The sequence below is a fragment of the Bacillus sp. CGMCC 1.16541 genome (genome assembly GCF_003184905.1).
GTDB lineage: Bacteria > Bacillota > Bacilli > Bacillales > Bacillaceae_H > Priestia.
This window is the reverse complement of sequence record NZ_KZ821207.1, coordinates 60,207-84,791: the sequence shown is the minus strand read 5'-3', so window position 1 is coordinate 84,791 and position 24,585 is coordinate 60,207. Positions and strand designations below refer to the sequence as shown.

Sequence of the window (24,585 nt, the reverse complement as noted above, 5' to 3'; positions counted from 1 at the left end):
TAACTCCCTTGCTGATTAATACGGATAAAAGAAAAAGCCCCTTCGCTATAAGAAGAGGCTTCAATCCGCTCTTCTTATCTCCCAGCTCTGCGCTGCAAGAATTAGCACCGTGCGTAACGATTACTCGTTAGGTCGGTTGCCGGGCTTCATCGGGCTAGTCCCTCCACCTGCTCTTGATAAGAAAATTGTCTATTTACTTGTACGATTATTCGTGTCAATTGATAACTTATTACATAGTATGATAACTTGTCTTTTTTTGTCAACAAATTTTTAAAATAATTTTAATTTTTTTATTCGTTCGACCGCTTCTTTTAACCGGTCCTCATCTGTTAGAAGTCCTACGCGCACATAGCCTTCGCCGTACTTTCCAAACCCAATTCCTGGTGCAACAACCACATGTGCTTTTTCAAGTAAAAGGTCAGAAAATTGCTCGGACGTATATCCGTTAGGAACTTCGAGCCACGCAAAGAAGGAACCCTCTGGTGCTGTTACATTCCAGCCAATTTCTCTTAAACCATCAATGAGCACATTTCGACGCGACTCATAGCGTGCAACTAACTCATCGACACACTGTTGTGATTCGAGCAGTGCAGTAGCTGCTGCATGTTGAACTGCACTAAAGATGCTCACATACAAATGATCTTGTAATAGATTCAGTGCTTCAATGACACTTTCATTTCCTACTGCAAAACCGATGCGCCACCCTGCCATGTTATATGTCTTTGATAGTGTATAAATTTCAATTCCAACGTCTTTTGCTCCTTTTGTTTGTAAGAAGCTAATTGGTTTTTTGCCGTTAAATCCAATTGCTCCATAAGCAAAGTCATGCACCACACAAATATCATGCTCGTTAGCTAACTGAACCGTTTCGTCAAAGAAAGATTCTGTTGCAACTGCACCCGTTGGATTATTGGGGTAGTTTAAGAACATCAATTTAGCTTTTTCTTTCACCTTTTCAGGAATCGCTGCATAATCTGGTAGAAAAGCATTCTCTGCTTTTAATGGCATCATTTCCATGTTTACTCGCGCTAACTCCACACCTGACCAATAGTCTGGGTAACCTGGATCTGGGACAAGTACAGTATCACCAGGATTTAAAATGCACTGTGGAATTTCAACAAGTCCAGCTTTCCCCCCAAATAAAATTGCGACTTCTTTTTCAGCGTCTAATTCAACACCGTATTCTCGCTTGTAAAATTGGACAACCGCTTCTTTTAAGAATGACTGACCACGAAACGGTGAATATTTATGATAAGTTGGGTTTTCACTTGCTTCTTGAAGAGATTTTACAATGTGTGCGGGCGTTGGTTGATCAGGATTTCCTTGACCAAGGTTAATCACATCATGCCCTTGTTTCATCACGTTTCCAACTTTTGCAACAAGTGATGCAAAAAATTGCTTTGGTAAGCTTTTTAATAAATCCGATTGCTCAAAATGATTCATAATTGTACACCTTCTCAAAAATTTCTTGAAATTCTAGTCACAAATAATATATGGTTATATTCGACTTGTAAAGTCATTTTTTTAAACTAGTAAAGAGGTGACGAGAAAGATGAGCTTAAAAGTCGCATGTATTCAAATAGATATCACCTTTGGTGAACCCAAAAAAAATCGTGCACATGTTGAAGAAAAAATGAAAGAAGCACTCGTACACAAGCCGGACGTTCTAGTCTTACCCGAATTATGGAACACAGGTTATGATTTAACAAGACTAGATGACATTGCCGATGAAAATGGAAATGAGACACAATCATTTTTGTCTGCCTTTTCAAAGCGTCATCACGTTAGCATCGTGGCTGGATCTGTCGCAAAGAAGACTGAAAAAGGCGTAACCAATACGATGTATGTATTTAATAAAAATGGTGAATACATCTCTGAATATAGCAAACTGCATCTTTTCAAACTAATGGATGAGCATTTGTATTTACAGCCAGGTGATTCAAAACACCTTTTTACTCTCGAAGATACCTTATGCAGTGGTGTTATTTGTTATGACATCCGATTCCCTGAATGGATTCGAGTTCATACGAGTGCTGGTGCAGAAGTAGTGTTTGTTGTAGCTGAATGGCCTCTTCCACGTCTTGCTCATTGGAAAGCGCTGCTTATTAGCCGAGCAATTGAGAATCAGTGCTATGTTGTCGCATGTAACCGTGCAGGGTCTGATCCAAACAATACATTTGCTGGCCATTCCCTCATTATTGATCCGTGGGGAGAAATCATCGCAGAAGCTGGGCAAGACGAGGAAACGATTATCGGTACACTTGATGCTAAAAAAGTGCGCGACGTCCGCAATCAAATTCCGGTCTTTTTAGATCGACGTACAGAATTTTATCAATAATTTCAAAAAAGTCTGTTGACACATATTGGCTTGACATGCTAACATTCTCATCAAGTGATTTTTACCATTACTCATAATCTTTCGAATAGTGAAACAACTAAATAAATATGTTTACTCTTATCAAGAGTTGGCTGAGGGATTTGGCCCTATGAAGCCCAGCAACCGACCGTAATACCATCGTAAGGTGGAGCGCAGCAACAACGCGCTATGAACTATTCGTTCATGAAGGCACGGTGCTAATTCCAACAGAAAGAATTCTTTCTGGCAGATAAGAGGTTTGAGCACGCGATCAAGCCTCTTTCACAACAGAAAGAGGCTTTTATGTTTTTAAAATGTAAAAGCCTCCGTAAAGCAACCTTATCATTTTTCTTAGTATTTCAATGAATTTACTAATAATTTATGGAGGGATTACAATGGCATTATCAAATGAATTAGTTTATAACCCATTAACAGAAATCACTGCAATTAAACTTGTCAAAAAACTCAACTTATTTGGCGAAGAGGAAGCTCTCACTTGTCGTGAAATTGGAGATGGCAATCTAAATCTTGTGTTTCACATCATCAATGAGGTAACAAATAAATCACTAATCGTGAAACAAGCATTACCATATGCAAAAGTGGTAGGTGAAAGTTGGCCACTATCATTAAACCGTGCGAAAATTGAGAGTGATGCATTGCAAACGTTCGCAAAATACGTTCCACAATATGTACCGAAAGTGTTTTATTCAGACGATACATTAGCTGTTACCATCATGGAAGATTTATCTCACTTACAAATTTCACGTACTGGCTTAATTAACGGCAAACAATACCCACTTCTTTCTCAGCATGTCGGTGAGTTTTTAGCACATATTTTGTTTTACACGTCCGATTTTGCAATAGAGCCTGAAAAGAAGAAAGAGCTTGTCAAACAGTTTATTAACCCTGATTTATGTAACATTACAGAAGATCTTGTGTTCACAGATCCGTTCTTTGATCACGATACGAATGATTTTGAAGAGAGTTTGCGTCCTGATGTAGAAGCATTATGGCAAGATCAAGCCGTCAAGCTAGAAGTAGCAAAGTTAAAGAAAGTATTTTTAACGAATAGTGATGCTCTCATTCATGGTGATTTGCATACAGGAAGTATTTTCGCTGATGATGCGACAACAAAAGTCATTGACCCTGAGTTTGCGTTTTACGGACCTCTTGGCTTTGACCTTGGACAGTTCGTAGCGAATTTATTGTTAAATGCTCTTTCGCTTCCAGTGGAAAAACGAGACTTCTTGTATGATCATATTGAAAAAACATGGGATGTATTCGAAACGACATTTACAAAATTATGGAACAAAGATAGCGTTGAAGCATTTTCGAAAACAGAAGGTTATGTTCAACACGTATTAACACAAATATGGCAAGATGCTGTTGGTTTTGCTGGATGTGAAGTCATTCGCCGTACGATTGGGTTAGCACACGTAGCAGACCTTGATGGCATTTTGAATGAGGAAGCTCGCCTCGCTGCTAAACGTCAAGCACTAAAGCTAGGTCGCCAGTTGTTACTGAACCAAAAGACCTTCTCACCAAACGATTTAAAAGAAGTTATTTTAAAAAACGTGTAAACGAAGCAAGAGAAAGGATGTATACATCATGACAAATACATTATCCCTTCCTCGTTCAGTCGAATGGGAAGATACACATATTACATTACTCGACCAACAGCTGTTACCAGGAAAAGTTGAATACGTTCAATTAAAAACCATTCAAGATGTGTGGGATGCGATTGTCACGTTAAAGGTACGTGGCGCTCCTGCTATCGGCATTACAGCAGCATTCGGTTTAGCTCTTTCTGCACAACAATACGAAGCCGATTCAATTGCTGCATTTAATGAGCTGCTAGAAAAAGATAAAGACTACTTAGCGAGCTCTCGTCCAACAGCGGTGAACTTATTTTGGGCACTTGAGCGAATGGTTAAAAGCGTAGCAGGTGTCACATCCATTAACGAAGCAAAAACAACGCTTGTTCATGAAGCGATTCGCATCCAAGTGGAAGATGAAGAGGTTTGTTATAAAATTGGCGACAACGCGCTCTCACTTTTCCAAAAGAACGACCGAGTTATGACAATTTGTAACGCAGGGTCAATTGCAACTGCTTATTACGGAACAGCACTTGCTCCGTTTCATTTATCTCGTGAACGAGACCTTCCTCTTCAAGTTTACGCATGCGAAACTCGTCCTGTTTTACAAGGCTCTCGTCTCACAGCTTGGGAACTTCAACAATCAGGCGTTGATGTGACACTGATCACAGATAGCATGGCCGCTCATACGATTAAAACGAAACAAATCAATGCCATCATCGTAGGCGCAGATCGAATTGCAGCAAATGGAGATACAGCAAACAAAATTGGTACGTATGGCTTAGCTCTGTTGGCAAAAGCATTTAACATTCCGTTTTATGTTGCTGCTCCCCTCTCTACATTTGACCCTTCAATTGCAAGTGGTGATGAGATTCCAATTGAAGAACGTAATCCAGAAGAAGTGACTCACTTGAACGGGCAACAAATCGCACCACAGGGTGTTGCTGTTTTCAACCCGGCATTTGATGTGACGCCAAGCGAACTCATTACAGCCATCATTACGGACAAAGGCATTTTAAAAGGGAATTACCAAGAAAACATTGCACGTCTATTCCCATTTTAAGTCATCAAGCCTCACCTTTCCATGTGCATCGTCTACTGGAAAAGATGAGGCTTTTTTATCGCGATTTTTAAGCGATTTCTTCAAATTCATCCGTTATAAATCGACAAAATATGGTATGATAGTAATAATCCAATAGACCTAATAATTAAAGAGGTGAAACGGTGAATATTTCAGATTCACTTCCACAGTTACTCAAACAAGCAATTTTATCTTTCCAAACTTCAATGCCTGTTTCCATGTCCATTGAACCTAACACGTCATTGGTGGATGAATTTGAAAATAGTCAAAGAGTGAGCATCCAACTCATCGGTGATCTCCAAGCGACCTTAATTATTGAAGGAGAAGAAGAAACCTTTTCAAAGATTGCACAACTTATGTTTGGAATGGATTTACAAAAAGAGATGCTATCATCTTTCACTTGTGAGTTAGGAAATATGGTAGCAGGTAGTATTGCAACGGAAGCAACAAGTTATAAGTTGCATGTAGACATCACACCTCCGACTCTTCATTTAGATGTGATGGTTGAACGCAACTCTTCTTTTACGCTGCCCATAAAATGCGAGGATAGCGGCTACTTACATGTTGCTCTTTTACCTCTTTCTAGTTAGTGAATAATTCTTGTATGAAATGGTACATAATCGTTTATATTGATAAAAGATGATACTCCTTAAAACGACTCAGTCTATTTTGTTACAAAAATGTAAAGTAACTCTTTGATTTCTCGACATATATTGTATAGCTACGTATAAAAGTGCTTCAATATCGAATCGTTTTTCGGATGTAGACTTGGAGAAACAACTTTGTTTCAGTAGGTTAAAGGAGGCTTTTATTTGTGTATAACAATGAAAAAGAGGAAACTCCCTTACAAAAGTATAACGATGAACAACGTAGGCAAGATCTCCAGCTATTAAGTATAAATGAGACCGAAACGAATGATGAAAAAGAGGAAGAAACAACGTCCGTTGATATTGTATTTGTAGAAGGAAAAGGTTGGAAGCTCGATAGCGACTATTAATCGCTTCAGCTTTCCAACCTTTCTTACATTCATTCACTGAACTCACTTCTTGGATCTAGAATAGGTAGTGTAACGTGAAAAATTGTTCCTTTTCCTAACTCACTCTCAACGTGAATACACCCTTTATGCTCTTCAATAATTTTATACGATACCATTAATCCTAAGCCGGTTCCTTTTTCTTTCGTCGTGTAAAAAGGTTCTCCAAGCTTCTTCACTCGATCCTCTGATATCCCTTCTCCTTCATCTTCAATCGACACTGTGACCGATTTTCCGTCTACACACTTCGTACGAACCGTAATCGTACCACCGCTTTTCATCACTTCAATGGCGTTTTTAATCATATTAATAAACACTTGTTTTAGTTGATTAGCTTCACAGTAAATTGGTGGCACGTTCTCATCTACCTGTAAATTAAATTGCACATTCTCAAGCATTGCTTGTGCATTCAACAATTCGGTCGTTTCTTTTACAATTTGCTGAATGTATTTTTTTTCAAACTTCACCGCTTGTGGTTTGGCTAAGACCAGAAATTCCGTAATGATGGATTCAATCCTTTGTAATTCTGATTTAATAATATCAAAGTAAAGTGAATAGTCTTCCTTCACACTTCCTTCTAGAAGTTGAATGAACCCTTTTAAAGCGGTCATTGGATTGCGGATTTCGTGTGCAATCCCTGCTGCTAATTGGCCTACCACTTGCATCGTATCAGATTTACGAATTTGTTCATGCATTTCTTTCTTCTCAGTAATGTCACGGATAATTGTCATATACAAGCCTGGAATAATGTCTTTTTTTGTGGAGAATTCAATGTTGCGCTCTTTTCCTCCCCTTGTAAAGAGACAAATCTCTCCATCTGCTTCTCCTTCTGCTTCTAACGTATAGTGATGATGAACAAACGATTCGTATGTTTCATTGGTCATAAAGTCATCGATATGACTCGAACACACTTCTTCCTTTGTCATCTCAACAATTTTACACGTTGCTGAATTAGCATCAATCACTTTCCGATCTTCGTTCCATAAAACAATGCCATCTAACGAACCATTAAAGATTTTACGGAATTTTTGTTCACTCTCTCTGAGTTCTTGCTCCATTCTTTTGCGCTCACTCACGTTTCGAAAGATGGTTAAATTATAGCCATCGATAATATCTTTTTTTCCTGTAAACTCTAAGTCTTTCACTTCACCATTCGGCATATAAAAAGGAAGCTCTGCTCGGATAGAACCAAACGTTTCAAACTCTTGACACACGTCACCAAATGCTTGACTCTCACAATTTAGAAACGAATAAAGCGGTCGTTTGATTAGCTCTTCTAGCGGTAATTCAAATGTGCGTGCAGATGCAACGTTAGCATCCACAATGTATCCATCATCTTTCCAAATAATAATAGGATCAATGGCATTTTCAAAGATTTCACGAAACTTTTGCTCACTTTTTGAAAGTTGCTGTTCCATGTATCGCTTTTCTGTCACATCACGCATAATCGACATGTAATATTCACTATAAATATTGGAAGTCGTTGTAAACTCAAAGTACTTCAACTCTCCATTTTGTGAGCGAATCGGTAGTTCTCCCCGAGCTGTTCCGTTTTGATGAAGAATGCGCCATAATTTTTTTATTTTATAGTCACATTCAGGTTCAACAAGTTCATTTAACGTTTTGGCTAACAATTGCTCTTTTGTATACGAAAGGCGTTTACAAAAAGCTGGATTGGCGTCAATAAAATAACCGTTACGATCAAAAACGACGATGCCGTCTACCGCTTGATTGAACACGTCCATAAACATTTGTTGACTAATAAACCGTTCATTTTCTAGCGTCTTACGTGATGTAATATCTCGAAACGTACAAACGAGAATACCAGCTGGAGAACTATGCTTCTCACACGTAAATTCAACTTGCTTCGTCACTCCGTTAGGAAGCGTTAGCGTTCCTTCATAATGAAAATAACCATTCTCTGTAACCGATGCATAATACCCTTCAATAATGGTATAGGGAAGCATCATTAAAAAATCTCGAACATGATAAGCTAATAATTCCTCTTCTTGTACTTCGAACAATCGACACGCTGCTTCATTCACATTGATAACTTGAAACGATGTATTAAACACGACGATGCCATCTAACACACGGTTAAAAATCATTCGTAATTGTTGTAGCTCTTCCTTTTCATTGACGATTTCTTTCTTCAATGACATCACACCTTCTCGCTCTGTCATGCTCATCCCCCTAACCCTTTCTCCCCATTTTTTAAGCAAAAGCTCCCCTACCTCTTACTTAAAAGCTTAAACAACCACCATCTATTTCATCAGTTACTTTCGCAACCTTTGATGTCATCAACCGTAAGCGTTAGAAAGTGCATCCTAACTAACACCCCGAGCGTTATTATACATTCTCTACATCAATCTATTAGACTACTATTCTACAAATTGTGATAATCCCCTGCTAAATCAGTCGAAAATCGAAAAAGGATTACCCCCAAAAAGTTCACCTAAGCGAATAGGGTCTACCCCGTAAGTAGAGGTCATTTTATACTTCAGTTCCTACTAAAAAACCTATCCATACTAACTCTACAACTAATAAACCACCTCTCAAACGCCTACCCACACCAACTCTACAACCAATAAACCACCTCTCAAACGCCTACCTAGACCAACTCTACAACCAATAAATCACCTCTCAAACGCCTACCCAGACATCCTGAAACTACCCCAAAAGATCCACCTAAGCGAATAGGGTCACCCCGTAAGGGGGACCCTATTCGCTTAGATCTAGAAAATTCCCCATGACAGCCCTACCGTCATGGGGAATTTTCTAGATCAATATTTTACACTTTAAATGTAGAGATCATTTTACGTAACTGATCAGATAACCCTGCAAGATACGCTGTATTGGTTGAAATATCTGTCATCGCTTCATTCGTTTGTTGAACAGAGACAGATGTTTGTTCAATCCCTGCAGCTGATTCTTCTGAAACAGATGCAATTTCTTCAATTGAGCTATTCATTTGAGTTGTATAAGTAGCAATATCTTGCAAGTTTGCAGTCATACCCGTAATATTTTGATTCATCGTCGTAATTGCTTCATGAATACGAGCAAACGTCACTTGCGTATTTGCGACTTTTTCAGCTCCCGCTTCTACTTGTTCGTATCCCTCTTCTAATGATTGAACCACTTCATGCGACTCAGCCTGAATCCCTTGTACAATAGAGGTAATATCTAGAACCGAACGAGACACTTGTTCAGCTAACTTTCTTACCTCATCTGCTACAACAGCAAATCCTCTCCCGTGTTCACCCGCTCTTGCCGCTTCAATAGCTGCGTTTAACGCTAACAAATTTGTTTGATCAGCAATATCACTAATGACTTTAACTAGATGAGAGATTTGCTTAACTTCTGTATCTAACCCTTTTACGCGCTCAACGGATGAATGAACAAGGTGCTGAATAACCGTCATTTTTTCTGTTGACTCGTGCATGAGCTCATTACCTGTTTGCGTCATGTCTAACACATCTGCTGAAACCGTTCGAATTCCTTTACTTTCTTTATTGGCTTCATTCATTTTTTCTACATAAGAGTCCATCATGACGACAATACCAGAAGATGTAGATGCTTGTGCATTTGCACCTAATGAAAGCTCGTCCATTGTGAATGCAATTTGTTGACTAGCTGCCTTCACTTCATTAGAAGATTGCATCAACTCTTCACTTTTTTCGGTTACTTGGTAAGACACCGATGAAATCTCTTGAATCATCCCTTGTAGATTTTGACGCATCGCATCAACCGATTGACTTAACTGCTTAATTTCATCGTTTCCTTGATAGGAAGGGATGTCAACAGCTAGGTTTCCTGATGCAATCGCGTTGGCTGTTGAAATCAGATGATTTAAATGTTTGTTTACTGTACGAGTGACAATGTATAAAAGCCCCACTCCGACGATTGTTGAAACAATTAACGCCACAACTAATAAAAGAAACGTCGATTCAATGATAGAAGTTGCTCGACTTGCGATATCCTTCCGTTCTTGACTAAGCACTGTATTAAATGACTCTAATGTTTGTACATTATCTTCAATGATTTTATCGCCTCTAAATTTAGCTGTTTTATATGTACGCTCATCATGAGCTGTGACGGCTGGTACAATTTCTTGTTCAAACAACGCAACTAGCTCTTGTTCTTTTTTCACAATTTCATTGAATCTGATTTTCTGTTCTTTTGTCGTTAAAATCGGCTGAATCTTTGTTTCTAGTACTTTAAAACGTGCTGCTTTCTCTTTTACGGTTCTAATGTGTTTTGGGTTTTTATCGATAATATAGTTACTTATAAAAAAGCCTTGTTGTTGAAAGATTTTTGCCATTTCAACCGTGTCTACTGACCGCTGACTACTTGATGTGACATCGTTCACATCACGCTCAACATATTTAAGCCCAGCTCCTGCTATGACAATTGAAATAAAAAAGAGCGAAATGGTAATAAGCATCCCCATGCCATATTTTTTCCCAAGGTTTAAATTATGCCAAAATATCCATTTTGGACGCACAAGGCGTTTCTTTTTCTCTCTGTTCACCCTACTAATCCCCCTATGCCAAATCTACTTTATGTTCCACCTTTTATGAAGCAATATCTACTCATAAACGATGTTTACACAACCTTTGCTGCTTTGAGTAAAAGAATGAATCATTCTCCACCTTAAAATAACAAACTTTTCTTACATTTCTATATTATATATTATTTTTCGAAAATAGTAAGATATAATTATGATTTTTTACCTAGTTAAGAAGCGTTGCTTATGTAAAAATAGGCATATAGATTTCTCTCATTATAAAAGAAACGACAAAAAGAGCCTTACCCAACTTTGTTAATTGCTGGGTAAGGCTCTTTTTTTACTTATCATCCACAATGATATACGTTGCTTTAATGGGGCCATGAACTCCTACAACCAGGTTCATTTCAATATCAGCTGAGTTACTTGGGCCAGTTATAAAGTTAACACATGATGCTACTTCATGACCTGCTTGAATTTCTTCATGAATGTGCGTAGCAGCTTGTGTGATACGCGGCACAAGTGTACTCTTAGGAATAATCGCAATGTATGTGGCTGGTAATAAGCTCACTGAACGACCTTTTCCGTTTCCACTAAATAAAACGACCGTGCCGGATTCAGCAAGCGTCATATCACTGAACGTAATACCAACATTGGCTTTTTCAGATTTCACAATGTTTTCTTGCCCTTTTTCCTTATCCCAAACGTGCACCTCGACGTTTTCATTCGGCCATTCTTCACCTAGTAAATGAGATAAACCAAACTCAGCAAAGCGTGGATCATCCCACGTGACAATCGGACCTCCACCATATACATCAACGACTTTTTTTAGTGTAGAAACAAGGTTAACACTTGTTGTTTCAACATAATCTGTATGAATGCGTGTACACTGATCTTGTAACTGCTCTTTTAACTGATCTAGTGAATACCCTTTATATACATCGTGCTGTGGTTGATGTTTCCACTCTGGTCGTGTCACTCCTTCTGTGCGACGTTCACGTCCTAATCGTTTTGAAATGTTCGTTAAAAAGCGCTCTCGATTGTGAATTGTTCCAACGCTCATTATGATTTCTCTCCCTTCTCACGATTGTCGAACCAGTCTCGGAAACGCTCTTTGTTTGGTGCAGGGAATTCGCGAATTTCTGTCCAAGCTTTTAATGGTCCTGGTCCTTTTGAGATTTTATCTCCCACTGTAAAAGGATTCATCGCAGTCGGTGCGACTTTTGAACCCATTTGATACAGTGTAGAAGAAGCGGCTCCTAAACCGAATGCTTTCATCGCTAATTTCTCTGAGATTGGTGCTCGTCCTTCTTTTTCAACGATTTGCTGACGGTGTTTGTGCAACAATTCATGAAGTGGAATTTTCACAGGACATGCTTCTGTACAAGCTCCGCAAAGCGTAGATGCATAAGGTAGCTCTTTGTAATCATCATAGCCACCAAGCAACGGTGAAAGTACGGCACCAATTGGACCTGCGTAAATGGATCCATATGAATGACCACCAACGTGGCGATAAACAGGGCAAACGTTTACACACGCTGCACAGCGAATACATTGTAAAATCGATTGAAACTCTGTTCCTAAAATATCGGATCGGCCATTGTCAACAATCACGAGATGAAACTCTTCTGGACCATCTACATCTCCTTCATCTTTCGGTCCCGTTAACGCTGTCACATAACTCGTTAAACGCTGACCTACTGCACTTCGCGTCAGCAAGCTCACAAGCACTTCAAATTCTTCAAATGTTGGAACAATGCGCTCCATTCCCATAACGGTAATTTGTGTTTTCGGTAGCGCCGTTGTCAGTCGTGCGTTTCCTTCATTTGTGACCAGACTAATGGAACCTGACTCTGCAATGGCGAAGTTACAGCCTGTAATACCGATATCTGCTGATAAAAACTCTTGTCGCAGCATTTCTCGTGCATGAAGCGCAAGCTCTTCAGGTTTTTCCGTCTTTTTATACGCTAATTTTTGTTTAAACACATCGCGAATTTGCTCTTTGTTTTTATGAAGTGCTGGGGCAACGATATGAGACGGTGGATCATGGTCGTCTACTTGTAAAATGTACTCGCCTAGATCTGTTTCAATCACCTCACAGCCAATAGCTTCAAGATTTTGATTCATGTTGATTTCTTCGGTGACCATTGATTTTGATTTAACGATTTTCTTTGCTTGTTTTTGTTTTGCAACATTTGTGATATATTCGTTTGCTTCTTCCGCAGTTTGTGCGAAAAAGACGTGACCGCCACGCTTTGCCACATTTTCAGTTAGTTGCTCTAAATAGTAATCGAGGTTATCAAGTGTATGCTGACGAATTTCTTCCCCTAATGCACGCCAATCTTCCCAGTTACCTAACTCTTCTGCTGCATCTAAACGGCGTGTGCGTAGACGTTCTTGTGCACCAGCGACCGCAAATCGCATGAATGTATTGTTGACTCCGTTGTCGACACGTTCTTTAAAATTATCCGATCCAAATTTCATTGCCATTGTTCTCAGCCCCTTTTCTATTCATCTATGAAGTTGATTATCGGCTATTTAATACTTCTGCAATATGCATCACACGCACTGGTTTTCCTTTACGATCAATACGTCCACCAATGTTCATCAAACAGCCACAGTCGGCTCCAATTAAATAGTTTGCTTCTGTTTCTTCAATGTGCTTCACTTTCTCATCAACCATTTGTTCAGAGATTTGCCCCATTTTCACAGAGAACGTTCCTCCGAATCCACAGCAATTATGAGCGTTTGGCAACTGTTCAACCTGTAATCCCTCAACTTGTTGTAAAAGGGTAAACGGTGCATCTTTTACGCCGAGTAAGCGCGTCATATGACAAGATGTATGATACGTTGCTTTTCCTTTTAACTTCGCTCCGACATCAGTGACGTTTAAAACATCGACGATAAATTGAGTGAATTCATAAGTTTTATTAGCGAGTGCTTTCGCTTTTGGTTCCCAGACTGGATCATCTTTAAATACATGTGGATATTCTTTAAACATCGACACACACGATCCTGATGGTGAGACGATATATTCAGCGTGTTCAAACGCTTTCATCATATTCTTCATTGCTTCCTTTGATTCTTTTACATACCCGCTATTGTAAGCAGGCTGACCACAGCATACTTGTGCTTTTGGAAAGTCGATTTCACACCCAAGTCGTTCTAGTACTTCAACCGTTGCTTTTCCAACATCTGATTGAAACATATCAATTAAGCATGTGGTAAATAATGAAACTTTCATGTCTTTCCCCTCCAAAAAGGTTCATTTCTCTCGTTTAACCTTAATTAACAGGTCATCTGATGACTATACCTTTATTATACTCCTTTTAAAATGGAGTTTCACGGTTTTTCTTTCATTTTTTATACACTTACATAAAAAGTGAATGACACCACACGAAGACAGGCGGTGTCATTTCACTTTTACGTATTAAGCAGCTTTATTTTGATTATTTGGCTTTGCGTCTGCTTTACTTCCCGCAAGAATAGCAGCGACAATCCCACCAATCACAATGGCTAATACGATTGTACCTGCGTTAAAACCAATTCCATTTAATGCAACATACCCAATGCCACCAGCAAAGATGACATAGAACGTCATTGGAATCAATGTTTTACGAATGAGGTTTCCTTCTTTTCCGATTAAACCAGCGGCTGCTGATGCAGCTACCACATTGTGTACACAAATCATGTTACCGGCTGCACCACCGACTGCTTGAAGTGCGACAACCATACCAGGTGCTACACCAATGTTGTCAGCTACACCGAATTGGAAAAGAGCGAACATCATGTTACTAATCGTGTTACTACCGGCTACAAATGCACCGATTGCTCCTACTGTAGGTGCAACAAGTGGCCAATTTTCGCCGAATGCTGATGAAATTCCTTCTGCTAAGACAAGCGGCATACTAAGGTATCCAGTATCGTTTACACCCGAATTGATAAAGATCTGAACCATTGGGACCGCAAACATTAAAGCAGCCATCGCACTAATCACCGTTTTGGTTGAATCTTTTACAGCACGTACCGCTTCTCTTCCATTCATTTTATGAAGGAAGAACACAAGTCCTGCTACTATGATGAAGATAACACCAGGAATGTTAAGTGGCTTTGATGAAATCAACATTTCGGTTCCAAATACGTTTTCTAAGTTAATCACAACAGACTGTAACCAGCCCGCAAACGGTAAAAACTGAACGCGTGTTGCTACTAATAGTAAGGCTACTAGCACGTAAGGTAACCAAGCCATCGCCATGGAAATTGAACGTTTTGGCTTTTCGTCTGATACTTGTAACGTTCCAATCCAGTCGCTATCCCATTTCGATTTGTCTTCGAAATCCCATGTTGTTTTTGGCATTAAAAATCCTTTTTGAGCAGCCGGAATAATGATCGCTAATCCAACTAACCCTCCTACTAATGATGGAAACTCTGGGCCTAGCAAATTCGCAACAAGCGCATATGGAACAGTCATTGCTAATCCTGCAAAAATCGCAAACTTCCAAACTCCTAATCCTTCACGAAACGACTTTTCTTTTCCAAAAAATTTTGTTAACATTGCGGCTAAAAATAATGGAATAAATACACCTACAATTCCGTGAACGATGGCCACTTGACCCCCAATTTGAGTTAAGTAAGTCTCATAGCCAACACCTAATGTTGAAATGTGTTCATTCACAAGTGGTGAATCTTTTAATCCTGTATTAACACCAATTAAGATTGGCGTACCCACTGCTCCGAATGATACAGGTGTTGATTGAATGATAAGTGCAACCATTACGGCTGCCATCGCAGGGAAACCGATTGCCACAAGAAGTGGACCTACAATTGCAGCTGGTGATCCCCAACCTGCTGCTCCTTCTAAAAACGCACCGAACAGCCAACAAATGATAATGGCTTGAATACGTCGGTCTGGTGTAATGCTTTGAAAGCCGTGACGAATCGTATGTACAGCACCGCTTTCTTTTAACATATTTAATAGTAAAATTGCCCCAAATACGATTAAACCAACTTCTAACGCAGTGACAATTCCTTTTAATGACGCCGCTGCAATTTGATTAACCGGTACTTGCCACACAAAGTAACTCATGATAGCGGTTACAATTAAAGCCACTGGCATCGCTCGGTTTGCTGGCCAACGTAGTACAACTAAAAAGATAAACACAGCTAAAATTGGAACAATTGCAAGTAGTGCTAATACTCCTGTACTCATACGTATCTCTTCCCTTCCCCTATGTGCTACACTTTTTTCATATTTACATATCTTTTTAAATTAAGGTCATCTGATGACTGGATTATCTGTTGTTGTTATTATAGAATAAAACGCTTTCACTTACAATATCATTTGTCAAAAAAAGTTCACAGATAGAAAAGAAGCGCATAGCCGATACGTCGGTACGGGTAGAAAAAACGTTCACATGAAACATCCCTTGCCCATTTATCCAGTCACATATGAACTGAATAGTTGTCGGCAAGGGATGTGATGAACTGAGTCCGTCCGGGTTTTTCCCACTTTTAGCTCAGCTTTCTCTTTTTTTACTTAGCCATTTGCTTGTTGATCACCCATTTGATCTGCTATAGGATCTACGTGGGCTTTTCGCTCTAAATACATCATCATATCCGGATTCAATGCGGTGTCCATCATTAGCTCAATCGATTGCTTCTTTTTATGATTTTTTTCTTCCAATGTAAAACACCTCCACCCTTAGCATTGACTACATGGAAAATTTCATACTTCTTCCATCTATCGTTCACACTCGTTACGGATGTCTTTGTTGTTATTTCCAAAAATCATCAAATACCGTAATTGGCATGTGACGCTTATGTTGTGATTTTAAATAGTGACTTTCAATTTTATCGCTTGCTTCTTTTCCGACATCTTTTCCTTCTAGGTAGTCGTCGATTTGATCATATGTGACACCAAGTGCGTCTTCGTCTGGTAATTGTGGACGATTTTCTTCAAGATCAGCCGTTGGTTTTTTTGTATAAAGATGTTCTGGGCAACCTAACTCTTTTAGCAGTTCTTTTCCTTGTCGTTTATTTAAGCGGAAAATTGGCACTAAATCTGCACCACCATCACCATACTTCGTGTAAAACCCAGTAACCGCTTCGGCTGAATGATCCGTTCCAAGTACCACTCCATTTAACGCACCCGCAATCGAATATTGCGCAATCATACGTTGTCTCGCTTTAATGTTTCCTTTATTAAAGTCAGATACTTTTTCACCAGTTGCTTCTTCAACAGCTGTAACCGCTTGGTCAGTAGCTCCTTTAATATTCACGACGACACTGCGACTTGGTTGAATGAAACGTAGCGCATCTTGGCAATCGTCTTCATCAGCTTGTACACCATATGGCAAGCGCACCGCAATGAATTGATACTCTTGACTGCCTGTTTCTTCATTTAATTCATCGATCGCGATTTGTGCTAATTTTCCTGTTAATGTTGAGTCTTGTCCACCTGAAATTCCTAGTACCATTGTGCGTAGAAACGAGTGCTTTTTCATATAGCCTTTTAGAAACTCGACACTGCGACGAATCTCCTCTTTCGCATCGATCGTAGGTTTAACTTCCATTTCACTAATAATTTGTTTTTGTAATTCACTCATTGTATAAGCTCCCTTCTCTTTTCACTTATTACTCTCTTTTATCTTTTTTGCAACTTTTAAACGTGTTTGCTCAATGTTTTCCATTTTATTGTTCCAGCAATCCGTACTTAAATCGACTGGATATTCAGTCGGACCGGATACATCTTTTTCAGATTTCGTAATGATTTTATAATCATCCCATAAGTGTTGAAGGTTGTGTAAGCAATAAGCTCGCATGTCTTCAATCGATGGCTGCTTATAAATAAGCTCTCCACCTTTAAAAATATCTTGGTGAATGTTGCGGGCTTCAAAGTTTGTCACAAATTTGCTCACGTGCGTATGAACAGGATGAAACATTTTTAAATGTTCTTGTTCATTAGGGCGCTCATCTTCTAACGTAATGTAGTCCCCTTCCCATTTATGATTGAGCTGATTGACAATGCGGTACACATCTTTCAAGCCTGGTGTGGAAATTTTCTCTGGGTTTTCTGATAACTTAATCGTATCCACCATCTGACCATCTTGATCTTCGATCGACACAAGCTTGTAGACAGCACCTAATGCTGGCTGTTCATAAGAAGTCATTAATTTCGTTCCAACACCCCATCCATCGATCTTTGCTCCTTGGGATTTCAAATCCATGATGGTGTATTCATCTAAATCATTTGATGCGAAAATTTTTGCATGTGGAAATCCTGCTTCATCAAGCATTTTTCGTGCTTCTTGTGAAAGATATGGTAATTTACCACTATCAAGACGAATACCGACAAAATGAATGCGATCTCCCATTTCTTTTGCGACTTTAATGGCATTTGGCACACCGGATTTTAGCGTGTTGTATGTATCGACAAGGAAAATGCAGTTTTGGTGAGATTCCGCGTACTTTTTAAACGCAGTATATTCATCGCGGTACACTTGAACAAGCGCATGCGCATGTGTTCCTGCTACTGGAATACCAAATACTTTTCCAGCTCTGACGTTGCTTGTCGCGTCAAACCCACCAATGTATGCAGCTCTTGCTCCGTAAAGCGCTGCATCAAGTTCATGTGCACGTCTTGCGCCAAACTCCATTAACCGCTTCGACATCGACGATTCAACGAGCTCGTCACTCCCAACAGCAAGGCGGATGCGTGATGCTTTTGTTGCAATTAAGGGATGAAAGTTCAATATATTTAAAAGCGGTGTTTCGATCAATTGCGCTTGCGCAAGAGGCGCATCTACTTGAAGGATAGGTTCATTCGCAAAAATGATTTCCCCTTCCACAACTGAGCGTACATCACCTGTAAATCGGACCGTTTTTAAATAATCAATAAATTCATCTTCCATTTGTAATTCACGGTGTAGATAATCCAAATCACTGTCTGTAAAACGAAAATTAGCAATAAAGTCAATCATACGCTCAAGACCTGCAAAAATCGCATACCCGCCTCCAAACGGCATTTTACGAAAATACGCTTCAAATACCGAGCGGCGATTATGTACGTGATCATGCAAATACGTTTTGGCCATGTTGATTTCATATAAATCTGTATGTAAAGCTAAACTATCATCTTCATATCGCGTACTCATCTGAAAAACCTCCACGTTGTGTCACTACATCTAGTTTTAGCTTTTTCTACTCGTTTTACTAAAACTTTATTATAAACCTTAAAATCATGACCTTTCATTTATTATGTGAGGTTTTCTGTCAAACGACAAGTATTTGAACTAAACAAACACAACTTTTGGTGAAATATCGGCAAAATCGGTACACATAGTAAAAAGGCGAATATAGTAGTGTGAAAAGAAAGGGGGAGACTAATGGATTTTGTAGAAATGATACCTAAACGGTTATATATAGGAGGAAGAATCTCCAGTAACGATTGGTTATTCGTTCACGACAATATTTCCGCAGTTATTAATTTGCAAACGTTACCGGACCGTCCTCCATTTGATTTCTCTAACCGAGTGATGATTTGGACGCCTCTTTACGTTTGGACTGTTCCTACAATCGACTGGCTTGATCGATTAATCACTCAAATAATGGACCTTTTTCGTCAAGGGCATCGCATTCTCATACATTGTCGATTTGGTATTCACCGTCTAGGATTTGTAACGACTGCTTTTTACATGAAACAATTTGGCTTAACGAGCGAGGAAGCACTTGCTGCTGTTAAGGAAAAACGTCCAATAGTAAATCCACCTGAACATTATCGACAAGTATTAAAACAATATGAACAATTTTTAAATGTAAATTAAAAGAAGGCTACCTTAAAACAAAATCGTTTAAGATCGCCTTCTTTTTTATGACTAACCGTTTGAATGTTCTTCTCTAATATACTGCATCAGCACTTGCTCGACATTCACTAAATGAGCCAGCATTCGCTCTTGTGCTTTTTGAACGTTTTGCTCGGCAATTGCTTCATAAATTTGCTTATGCTCTTCGTAAATGCGTTCAGCCGTTGTTTGTTCTGAATACAGCCAAATACGGCGTGTTTCGCGCATTGTTTCAATCATCATTTCCGATACATTGTTCATTAATTTAACAAGAAGCGGATTTTGAGAAGCTTCAGCGATGGCCATATGAAAGTCAAAGTCTGCTTTTTCACCAAGCTCTTGATTTCCAAATGCATCTTTCATTTGTTCTAATACTTCAGCAATTTGCTGTAACTGCTGTTCGTTTCGCTTCATCGCCGCTGTTCCGACTGCTCCTACTTCTAATACTTTACGAACTTCTAGTAAATGTTCAATGTCTTGTTTGTTCATCAAAACAGCACTCGTAATTGGCAATGAAAGCATCTCTGGGTCAAACTGACGCACGTACGTCCCTTCTCCTTGCTTCATTTCCACTAACCCCATTGCGCGCAATGCACTTAATGCTTCACGTATCGCAGAGCGTCCAACTTGAAAGTTTTCCGCTAACTGTTGAACAGACGCTAGTCGGTCACCTGGTTTTAAATCTCCGCTTTTAATACTATGTAAGAGCGCTTCGGCTACTTCTTCATAAATCTTTCTCGGTTTGATTCGTTTATATTCCACCTGGATTCACCTCAATCATGTCGTACTTTTTATTTTATCGGAAATTGTGTGTGTCGACAATGAATTTGTAAGCCCTTACGTTTTTCTTTTCATGTAATGGTCGTATACTCATCCTTCTTTTTGGGCGAAAATGTGATAAAATAAGAAGTTGATTTTTAAAAGTGGATGAAAAAATCCTCATAAAAGGAGTTTGAATAAAAACATGAACATTGTCGTGAGTACGTTAAACGCCAAGTATATTCATACGTGTTTAGCGCTTCGATGTTTAAAAGCATACGCTGCCCCTGAATACGATGTACAAATGGCTGAATACACCATTAAAGATCCAGCGATGAACATCGTCACAGATTTATATAAACGTAACCCTGATGTAATCGGGTTTAGCTGTTACATTTGGAACATTGAAGAAACTATTAAAATTGTCCATATGATCAAGAAAATTAAGCCAGAGATTAAAATTATTCTCGGTGGACCAGAAGTAACATATGACGTGTCTTATTGGCTAGACCGTATTCCTGAAGCTGATTTTATCGTCATCGGTGAAGGAGAAGAAACGTTTAAGCAATTGTTAGATGAACTTCATGGTGACGGTCAATTTGACAAGGTAAGTGGCTTAGCTTACCGCGAAAACGGTGAAAAGAAAATTAGCCCACAACGCAATAAAATTGACTTGCGTGAGATGCCGTCTCCATTTCGTTTTGAAGAAGACCGAAAAGAGCTATCAAAGCGCGTTGTTTACATTGAAACGAGCCGTGGCTGTCCGTTTAGCTGTCAGTTCTGTTTATCATCCATTGAAGTGGGTGTCCGTTATTTTGACCGCGAAAAAGTAAAAGAAGATATTCGTTATTTAATGGCAAATGGTGCTCGTACGATTAAATTTGTGGACCGTACATTTAACATCAGCCGTAGTTATGCGATGGAAATGTTTCAATTTTTAATTGATGAGCGTGTTCCTGGTGTCGTATTCCAATTTGAAATTACAGCAGATATTATGCGCCCAGAAGTCATTCAGTTCTTAAATGATCACGCGCCTGCTGGTTTGTTCCGTTTTGAAATTGGCGTTCAATCCACGAATGATGCCGTGAACGAGCTTGTGAAACGAAAACAAAACTTTACAAAGCTAACACGTACCGTCACGATGGTAAAAGACGGCGGAAAGATTGATCAGCATCTTGATTTAATTGCTGGTTTACCTGATGAAAATTACGATTCATTTAAAAATACGTTTAATGATGTATTTGCTCTTCGCCCAGAAGAATTACAGCTTGGCTTCTTAAAAATGTTGCGTGGAACAGGATTGCGTTTAAGTGCTGCAAAACATAACTATCAATTCATGGACCAAGCACCTTATGAAATTTTAAGCAACGATGTCCTTCCGTTTGAAGACGTTGTACGCATTAAACAAGTAGAAGACATTCTAGAAAAGTATTGGAATGACCATCGTACAGATGAAACAATTGAGTACTTAGTGAATCACGTATACGACACACCATTTGACTTCTTCCAACGCTTTGGTACGTATTGGGATGAACAAGGTTGGTCACGAATTGGCCATCAGTTAGAAGATTTATTCCGTCGTTTAAGCGAGTACTTGAACACAGAACGTTTTGAGAAGGCAAAGATCATTGAAGGATTTATGAAAGTGGACTATCTCCAAAATCAAAAGCATAAACCGCGTAAACCTTGGTGGGATGAAGGTGTGGAGAAACACGTACGCTCACATTACTATCAACAAATGCTTGAAACACCAGACTTAATGGGCGAAACATTCGTTCAAGAACAATTCACTGAAAAAGAGTTATACAAGCATACCGTGCTAGAAGTGTTACCGTTTGATTATGATTACTACAAACAAACAGGTGAACTTATTGAAAAGCCATCGCTTTTACTCGTGTATTACGATCAAAAAGCAGGTGAAACAAAAGTATACTCACAACCAACTGAACGCTTTCAACTTCCGGTTGTTAGCTAATAGAAAACAACCCCTCTCATGATTCAAAAGGGGTTGTTTTTAATTAACGCTCTTTTTCACATTTCTCTTTTCGCGCCTTTGATTCGGCATCGAGCTCCATAAATTTCGCTGCATTCATGTCGCCCATTTCTTGTCCGAACTCTTCGCGAAGAAGTTGTGTTTGTTTAGCTTCGCTATGTGCAAGGTGTTTGTTTGGGTTTTTTACTTTGTCTTTTTTATTCATAATAATCCCTCCTGATTACTTTCCTTGACGACCTTTTTTCGAGTTGCGGTTTGCGCCCTTAATGGCATCTTCTCCACCGTATTCCACTGAAAATTCAGTATCAGGTAAGCTTTCAGTTGGTGTATTATTGTTTGTTGTTGCCGCATCATGAGCTACTTTACGTTTTGCCATGATCGTCATCCCCCTTTGGTTTCACACTCTCACATGTTTCTTGAAGACATAAGTTCTTCGTTCTTATCATATGCAACGAGCAAGGTATCATAAGTTGTAATGATTCCCTGTTAATCAGAACCATATCCGACATCTTTATCTGGATGCGTGAATGTAGGGGACTCTGGCGCCTTTTTCGCTTCAAGTAACTCCCGATTTTCACTTGTATTCCAGCCAATGTCATTCGTTGGATGCACCCATTGATCTCCTGCCATAATGGCTGGGTCCACCTCATCACTCCAGTTGTTTAATGGCGACTGTTTGGAATCATAAAAGCTATCACCAATCATGACACCATATTCGTTTAAAAAAGGTTGTTGCATCTTCATGCCCGTTCCTTTAAAAGAAGGAGCAGCGATTTGATGTGGTAATGTTTCGTCAATTGATAATTCCACTTTTTTACTCATCTTCATCCCCCCTTCTACTCTTAGTGTTACTGCTGAATGCTTCTTTCATGAGCGTTGTTTTCTTCCTTTTTTAAAGCGTTAAAGGCTGCAAAACGAAAACATCTCTCGCCTGTTGTAACAGACAAGAGATGTTTTAGTTATCCAATAATGACACGCTCTTTCGGATAATGATAGTCAGGTTGAACACGTGGCCCACCCATCATGAGGATGAACGATACCATTCCAATTCTTCCGATAAACATCAATACGATGATAATAAGCTTTCCCGGAGTAGAAAGACCCGAAGTGATTCCCATTGAAAGACCCGTTGTTCCAAATGCTGAACATACTTCAAACATAATTTCAATGAGGGAAAATGGTTCGGTTAATGTGAGTAACACAACCGAAGTAAAGCAAATAAAACTTGCTAGCATCGTCACAACAAGTGATTTAATGATGTCATGTTCGTGAAGTTCACGTCGAAAAACTTTGACCGTTTTTCTTCCACGTACATAGTGATAAATAAAGAGAATATTTAACGCGAATGTCGTCGTTCGAATTCCTCCTCCAACGGAACTTGGAGATGCACCGATAAACATGAGTGCACACATCACAAGGAGCGTTGGAATGGTAAACTGACTCACATCCATAGTTGACAATCCACCACTTCTCGTTGTGGCTGATTGGAAAAATGAATAGAAAAAGGCTTCATGCCATGTCATTTCACTTAAATAAGCAGAACGTTCAAGCGTAGCAATTAAAACCGTACCGACAACTAACAACAAAGCAAACATAACCGTCGTTAATTTTGTGAACAACGAAAATTGAAATCGTTTTTTCTTTTTCACGTTTAATAAAAATTGTTTCACTTCAATTAGTACAGGAAAACCAATCGCTCCAAGTGTAATAAGAATGACAACTACTACTTGAACAAAATAGTCATTTGCATAAGGAACTAATGAAGCACCGGTAATATCAAATCCAGCGTTGGTTGTCGCACTAACTGATGCGAAAAAGCCATGCAAAAAAGCTTCTTGCCAAGTGGGATAGTAATTTAGAAAATAGACCCCTAACACTAACGCACCGATTGCTTCAATTAAAAAGATGATAAGCAAAATATTTCTCATTAAATTAACAAGGCCTGAAAGATTAGATTGATTATGATCGGTCATAATGAGTTGACGTTCTTTTAAACCGATTTTCTTCCCAATTAACATCCAAATGAATGTACTAAGTGTCATGACTCCAATTCCACCAATTTGGAAAACAAACGCGAGAATAAAATAGCCAGCTACACTAAACGTCTCAGGCGTTGAAACAGTTGATAGTCCTGTTACACTTACAGCACTAACCGCAACAAATAACGTATCGATGAATGACAATTCTACTTCTGGACGGTGTGCAATTGGCAAGCTCAATAATAAAAAACCAATTGTAACAGCAACTAAGTAAAAGGTAAAAATAACCTGAGCAGGAGACATTTGACGAAACTTTCGCTTAAACGATAATGATTGAGACATGATTGACATTCCTTTTTTAAAGTAATACGACTATAGTTTAGTAAAAGTGTTTCCGAAAACACACCATTTAAGAAGTCGATCAGAAACATTCCTTTTAATC

22 protein-coding genes, 1 pseudogene and 2 riboswitches are annotated in these 24,585 nt (G+C 39.1%); of the genes and pseudogenes, 7 read left to right on the top strand and 16 right to left on the bottom strand.

Annotation, left to right across the window (positions count from 1 at the left end):
* Nucleotides 1–71: 71 nt before the first annotated feature.
* Nucleotides 72–183, bottom strand: a riboswitch (SAM riboswitch).
* Nucleotides 184–270: 87 nt separating this feature from the next.
* Nucleotides 271–1,443: a pyridoxal phosphate-dependent aminotransferase gene (locus tag DIS06_RS02310; RefSeq protein ID WP_110111645.1), complete on the bottom strand. Its 1,173-nt coding sequence runs from the start codon at nt 1,441–1,443 to the stop codon at nt 271–273.
* 109 nt (nt 1,444–1,552) lie between these two features.
* On the opposite strand from DIS06_RS02310, the gene DIS06_RS02305 reads away from it, so the two are divergent.
* From DIS06_RS02305 to DIS06_RS02285, 5 genes are all read left to right on the top strand, one after another.
* On the top strand, nt 1,553–2,338 hold the full coding sequence (locus DIS06_RS02305) for a carbon-nitrogen family hydrolase (protein ID WP_110111644.1): 786 nt from the start codon (nt 1,553–1,555) through the stop codon (nt 2,336–2,338).
* A gap of 114 nt (nt 2,339–2,452) precedes the next feature.
* Nucleotides 2,453–2,613, top strand: a riboswitch (SAM riboswitch).
* A 138-nt stretch (nt 2,614–2,751) separates the two neighbouring features.
* Nucleotides 2,752–3,936, top strand: coding sequence for an S-methyl-5-thioribose kinase (mtnK, locus tag DIS06_RS02300; RefSeq protein ID WP_110111643.1), 1,185 nt, complete (start codon nt 2,752–2,754; stop codon nt 3,934–3,936).
* A gap of 28 nt (nt 3,937–3,964) precedes the next feature.
* Entirely contained in the window at nt 3,965–5,014 is a 1,050-nt protein-coding gene (gene mtnA / locus DIS06_RS02295) for an S-methyl-5-thioribose-1-phosphate isomerase (RefSeq protein WP_110111642.1), read from the top strand.
* 161 nt (nt 5,015–5,175) lie between these two features.
* Entirely contained in the window at nt 5,176–5,622 is a 447-nt protein-coding gene (locus DIS06_RS02290) for a chemotaxis protein CheX (RefSeq protein WP_110111641.1), read from the top strand.
* A 224-nt stretch (nt 5,623–5,846) separates the two neighbouring features.
* Nucleotides 5,847–6,029: a hypothetical protein gene (locus DIS06_RS02285; RefSeq protein WP_110111640.1), complete on the top strand. Its 183-nt coding sequence runs from the start codon at nt 5,847–5,849 to the stop codon at nt 6,027–6,029.
* Nucleotides 6,030–6,058: 29 nt separating this feature from the next.
* Here the strand turns inward: DIS06_RS02285 and DIS06_RS02280 are convergent, their stop codons facing one another.
* From DIS06_RS02280 to DIS06_RS02245, 10 genes and pseudogenes are all read right to left on the bottom strand, one after another.
* Nucleotides 6,059–8,248, bottom strand: a complete 2,190-nt coding sequence (locus DIS06_RS02280; RefSeq protein ID WP_275425407.1) for a PAS domain-containing sensor histidine kinase — start codon at nt 8,246–8,248, stop codon at nt 6,059–6,061.
* A gap of 608 nt (nt 8,249–8,856) precedes the next feature.
* The gene (locus DIS06_RS20870; protein ID WP_481746836.1) at nt 8,857–9,675 is read right to left on the bottom strand and encodes a methyl-accepting chemotaxis protein; all 819 of its coding nucleotides are present in this window, start codon (nt 9,673–9,675) and stop codon (nt 8,857–8,859) included.
* 123 nt (nt 9,676–9,798) lie between these two features.
* Nucleotides 9,799–10,386: pseudogene (locus DIS06_RS20865) on the bottom strand (HAMP domain-containing protein); the annotation flags it as partial.
* Between the two features lie 526 nt (nt 10,387–10,912).
* Nucleotides 10,913–11,635, bottom strand: coding sequence for a LutC/YkgG family protein (locus tag DIS06_RS02270; RefSeq protein WP_110111638.1), 723 nt, complete (start codon nt 11,633–11,635; stop codon nt 10,913–10,915).
* Nucleotides 11,635–13,062 (bottom strand): LutB/LldF family L-lactate oxidation iron-sulfur protein, encoded by a 1,428-nt coding sequence (locus DIS06_RS02265; RefSeq protein ID WP_110111637.1) that lies wholly within the window; start codon nt 13,060–13,062, stop codon nt 11,635–11,637. The genes DIS06_RS02270 and DIS06_RS02265 overlap by 1 nt, the downstream gene beginning before the upstream one ends.
* A gap of 37 nt (nt 13,063–13,099) precedes the next feature.
* A complete protein-coding gene (locus DIS06_RS02260) occupies nt 13,100–13,816 on the bottom strand; it encodes a (Fe-S)-binding protein (RefSeq protein ID WP_110111636.1) in 717 nt (238 codons plus the stop codon).
* A 186-nt stretch (nt 13,817–14,002) separates the two neighbouring features.
* Complete coding sequence (locus DIS06_RS02255; protein WP_110111635.1) at nt 14,003–15,781, bottom strand: L-lactate permease; 1,779 nt, start codon at nt 15,779–15,781, stop codon at nt 14,003–14,005.
* Nucleotides 15,782–16,108: 327 nt separating this feature from the next.
* Nucleotides 16,109–16,255, bottom strand: coding sequence for a hypothetical protein (locus tag DIS06_RS20010; protein WP_162595836.1), 147 nt, complete (start codon nt 16,253–16,255; stop codon nt 16,109–16,111).
* 91 nt (nt 16,256–16,346) lie between these two features.
* Nucleotides 16,347–17,177: an ammonia-dependent NAD(+) synthetase gene (gene nadE / locus DIS06_RS02250; RefSeq protein ID WP_110111634.1), complete on the bottom strand. Its 831-nt coding sequence runs from the start codon at nt 17,175–17,177 to the stop codon at nt 16,347–16,349.
* 21 nt (nt 17,178–17,198) lie between these two features.
* Nucleotides 17,199–18,725 carry a nicotinate phosphoribosyltransferase gene (locus DIS06_RS02245; protein ID WP_110111633.1) on the bottom strand — a complete coding sequence of 509 codons (1,527 nt, stop codon included), beginning with the start codon at nt 18,723–18,725 and terminating at the stop codon, nt 17,199–17,201.
* 231 nt (nt 18,726–18,956) lie between these two features.
* Between DIS06_RS02245 and DIS06_RS02240 the strand changes: the two genes are divergently transcribed.
* Nucleotides 18,957–19,394 carry a protein-tyrosine phosphatase family protein gene (locus DIS06_RS02240; protein ID WP_110111632.1) on the top strand — a complete coding sequence of 146 codons (438 nt, stop codon included), beginning with the start codon at nt 18,957–18,959 and terminating at the stop codon, nt 19,392–19,394.
* Nucleotides 19,395–19,445: 51 nt separating this feature from the next.
* On the opposite strand, the gene DIS06_RS02235 is transcribed toward DIS06_RS02240, so the two are convergent.
* Complete coding sequence (locus tag DIS06_RS02235; RefSeq protein ID WP_110111631.1) at nt 19,446–20,174, bottom strand: FadR/GntR family transcriptional regulator; 729 nt, start codon at nt 20,172–20,174, stop codon at nt 19,446–19,448.
* Between the two features lie 202 nt (nt 20,175–20,376).
* On the opposite strand from DIS06_RS02235, the gene DIS06_RS02230 reads away from it, so the two are divergent.
* Nucleotides 20,377–22,146: a B12-binding domain-containing radical SAM protein gene (locus tag DIS06_RS02230; protein ID WP_110111630.1), complete on the top strand. Its 1,770-nt coding sequence runs from the start codon at nt 20,377–20,379 to the stop codon at nt 22,144–22,146.
* Between the two features lie 43 nt (nt 22,147–22,189).
* Here the strand turns inward: DIS06_RS02230 and DIS06_RS02225 are convergent, their stop codons facing one another.
* The 4 genes from DIS06_RS02225 to DIS06_RS02215 form a co-directional block, all read right to left on the bottom strand.
* A complete protein-coding gene (locus DIS06_RS02225) occupies nt 22,190–22,369 on the bottom strand; it encodes a hypothetical protein (protein WP_110111629.1) in 180 nt (59 codons plus the stop codon).
* A gap of 15 nt (nt 22,370–22,384) precedes the next feature.
* Nucleotides 22,385–22,540, bottom strand: a complete 156-nt coding sequence (locus DIS06_RS20295; RefSeq protein WP_204166738.1) for a hypothetical protein — start codon at nt 22,538–22,540, stop codon at nt 22,385–22,387.
* 110 nt (nt 22,541–22,650) lie between these two features.
* Complete coding sequence (locus DIS06_RS02220) at nt 22,651–22,986, bottom strand: DUF3905 domain-containing protein (protein ID WP_110111628.1); 336 nt, start codon at nt 22,984–22,986, stop codon at nt 22,651–22,653.
* A 137-nt stretch (nt 22,987–23,123) separates the two neighbouring features.
* On the bottom strand, nt 23,124–24,485 hold the full coding sequence (locus DIS06_RS02215; RefSeq protein WP_239421789.1) for a TrkH family potassium uptake protein: 1,362 nt from the start codon (nt 24,483–24,485) through the stop codon (nt 23,124–23,126).
* Nucleotides 24,486–24,585 lie beyond the last annotated feature (100 nt).

Coding starts and splice junctions, on each gene's coding strand:
- DIS06_RS02310 (WP_110111645.1), bottom strand. CDS start 1,443: ATGAATCATTTTGAGCAATCGGATTTATTAAAAAGCTTACCAAAGCAA.
- DIS06_RS02305 (WP_110111644.1), top strand. CDS start 1,553: ATGAGCTTAAAAGTCGCATGTATTCAAATAGATATCACCTTTGGTGAA.
- mtnK (WP_110111643.1), top strand. CDS start 2,752: ATGGCATTATCAAATGAATTAGTTTATAACCCATTAACAGAAATCACT.
- mtnA (WP_110111642.1), top strand. CDS start 3,965: ATGACAAATACATTATCCCTTCCTCGTTCAGTCGAATGGGAAGATACA.
- DIS06_RS02280 (WP_275425407.1), bottom strand. CDS start 8,248: ATGACAGAGCGAGAAGGTGTGATGTCATTGAAGAAAGAAATCGTCAAT.
- DIS06_RS20870 (WP_481746836.1), bottom strand. CDS start 9,675: ATGGACGAGCTTTCATTAGGTGCAAATGCACAAGCATCTACATCTTCT.
- DIS06_RS02270 (WP_110111638.1), bottom strand. CDS start 11,635: ATGAGCGTTGGAACAATTCACAATCGAGAGCGCTTTTTAACGAACATT.
- DIS06_RS02265 (WP_110111637.1), bottom strand. CDS start 13,062: ATGGCAATGAAATTTGGATCGGATAATTTTAAAGAACGTGTCGACAAC.
- DIS06_RS02260 (WP_110111636.1), bottom strand. CDS start 13,816: ATGAAAGTTTCATTATTTACCACATGCTTAATTGATATGTTTCAATCA.
- DIS06_RS02255 (WP_110111635.1), bottom strand. CDS start 15,781: ATGAGTACAGGAGTATTAGCACTACTTGCAATTGTTCCAATTTTAGCT.
- nadE (WP_110111634.1), bottom strand. CDS start 17,177: ATGAGTGAATTACAAAAACAAATTATTAGTGAAATGGAAGTTAAACCT.
- DIS06_RS02245 (WP_110111633.1), bottom strand. CDS start 18,725: ATGAGTACGCGATATGAAGATGATAGTTTAGCTTTACATACAGATTTA.
- DIS06_RS02240 (WP_110111632.1), top strand. CDS start 18,957: ATGGATTTTGTAGAAATGATACCTAAACGGTTATATATAGGAGGAAGA.
- DIS06_RS02230 (WP_110111630.1), top strand. CDS start 20,377: ATGAACATTGTCGTGAGTACGTTAAACGCCAAGTATATTCATACGTGT.
- DIS06_RS02225 (WP_110111629.1), bottom strand. CDS start 22,369: ATGAATAAAAAAGACAAAGTAAAAAACCCAAACAAACACCTTGCACAT.
- DIS06_RS20295 (WP_204166738.1), bottom strand. CDS start 22,540: ATGGCAAAACGTAAAGTAGCTCATGATGCGGCAACAACAAACAATAAT.
- DIS06_RS02220 (WP_110111628.1), bottom strand. CDS start 22,986: ATGAGTAAAAAAGTGGAATTATCAATTGACGAAACATTACCACATCAA.
- DIS06_RS02215 (WP_239421789.1), bottom strand. CDS start 24,485: ATGTCTCAATCATTATCGTTTAAGCGAAAGTTTCGTCAAATGTCTCCT.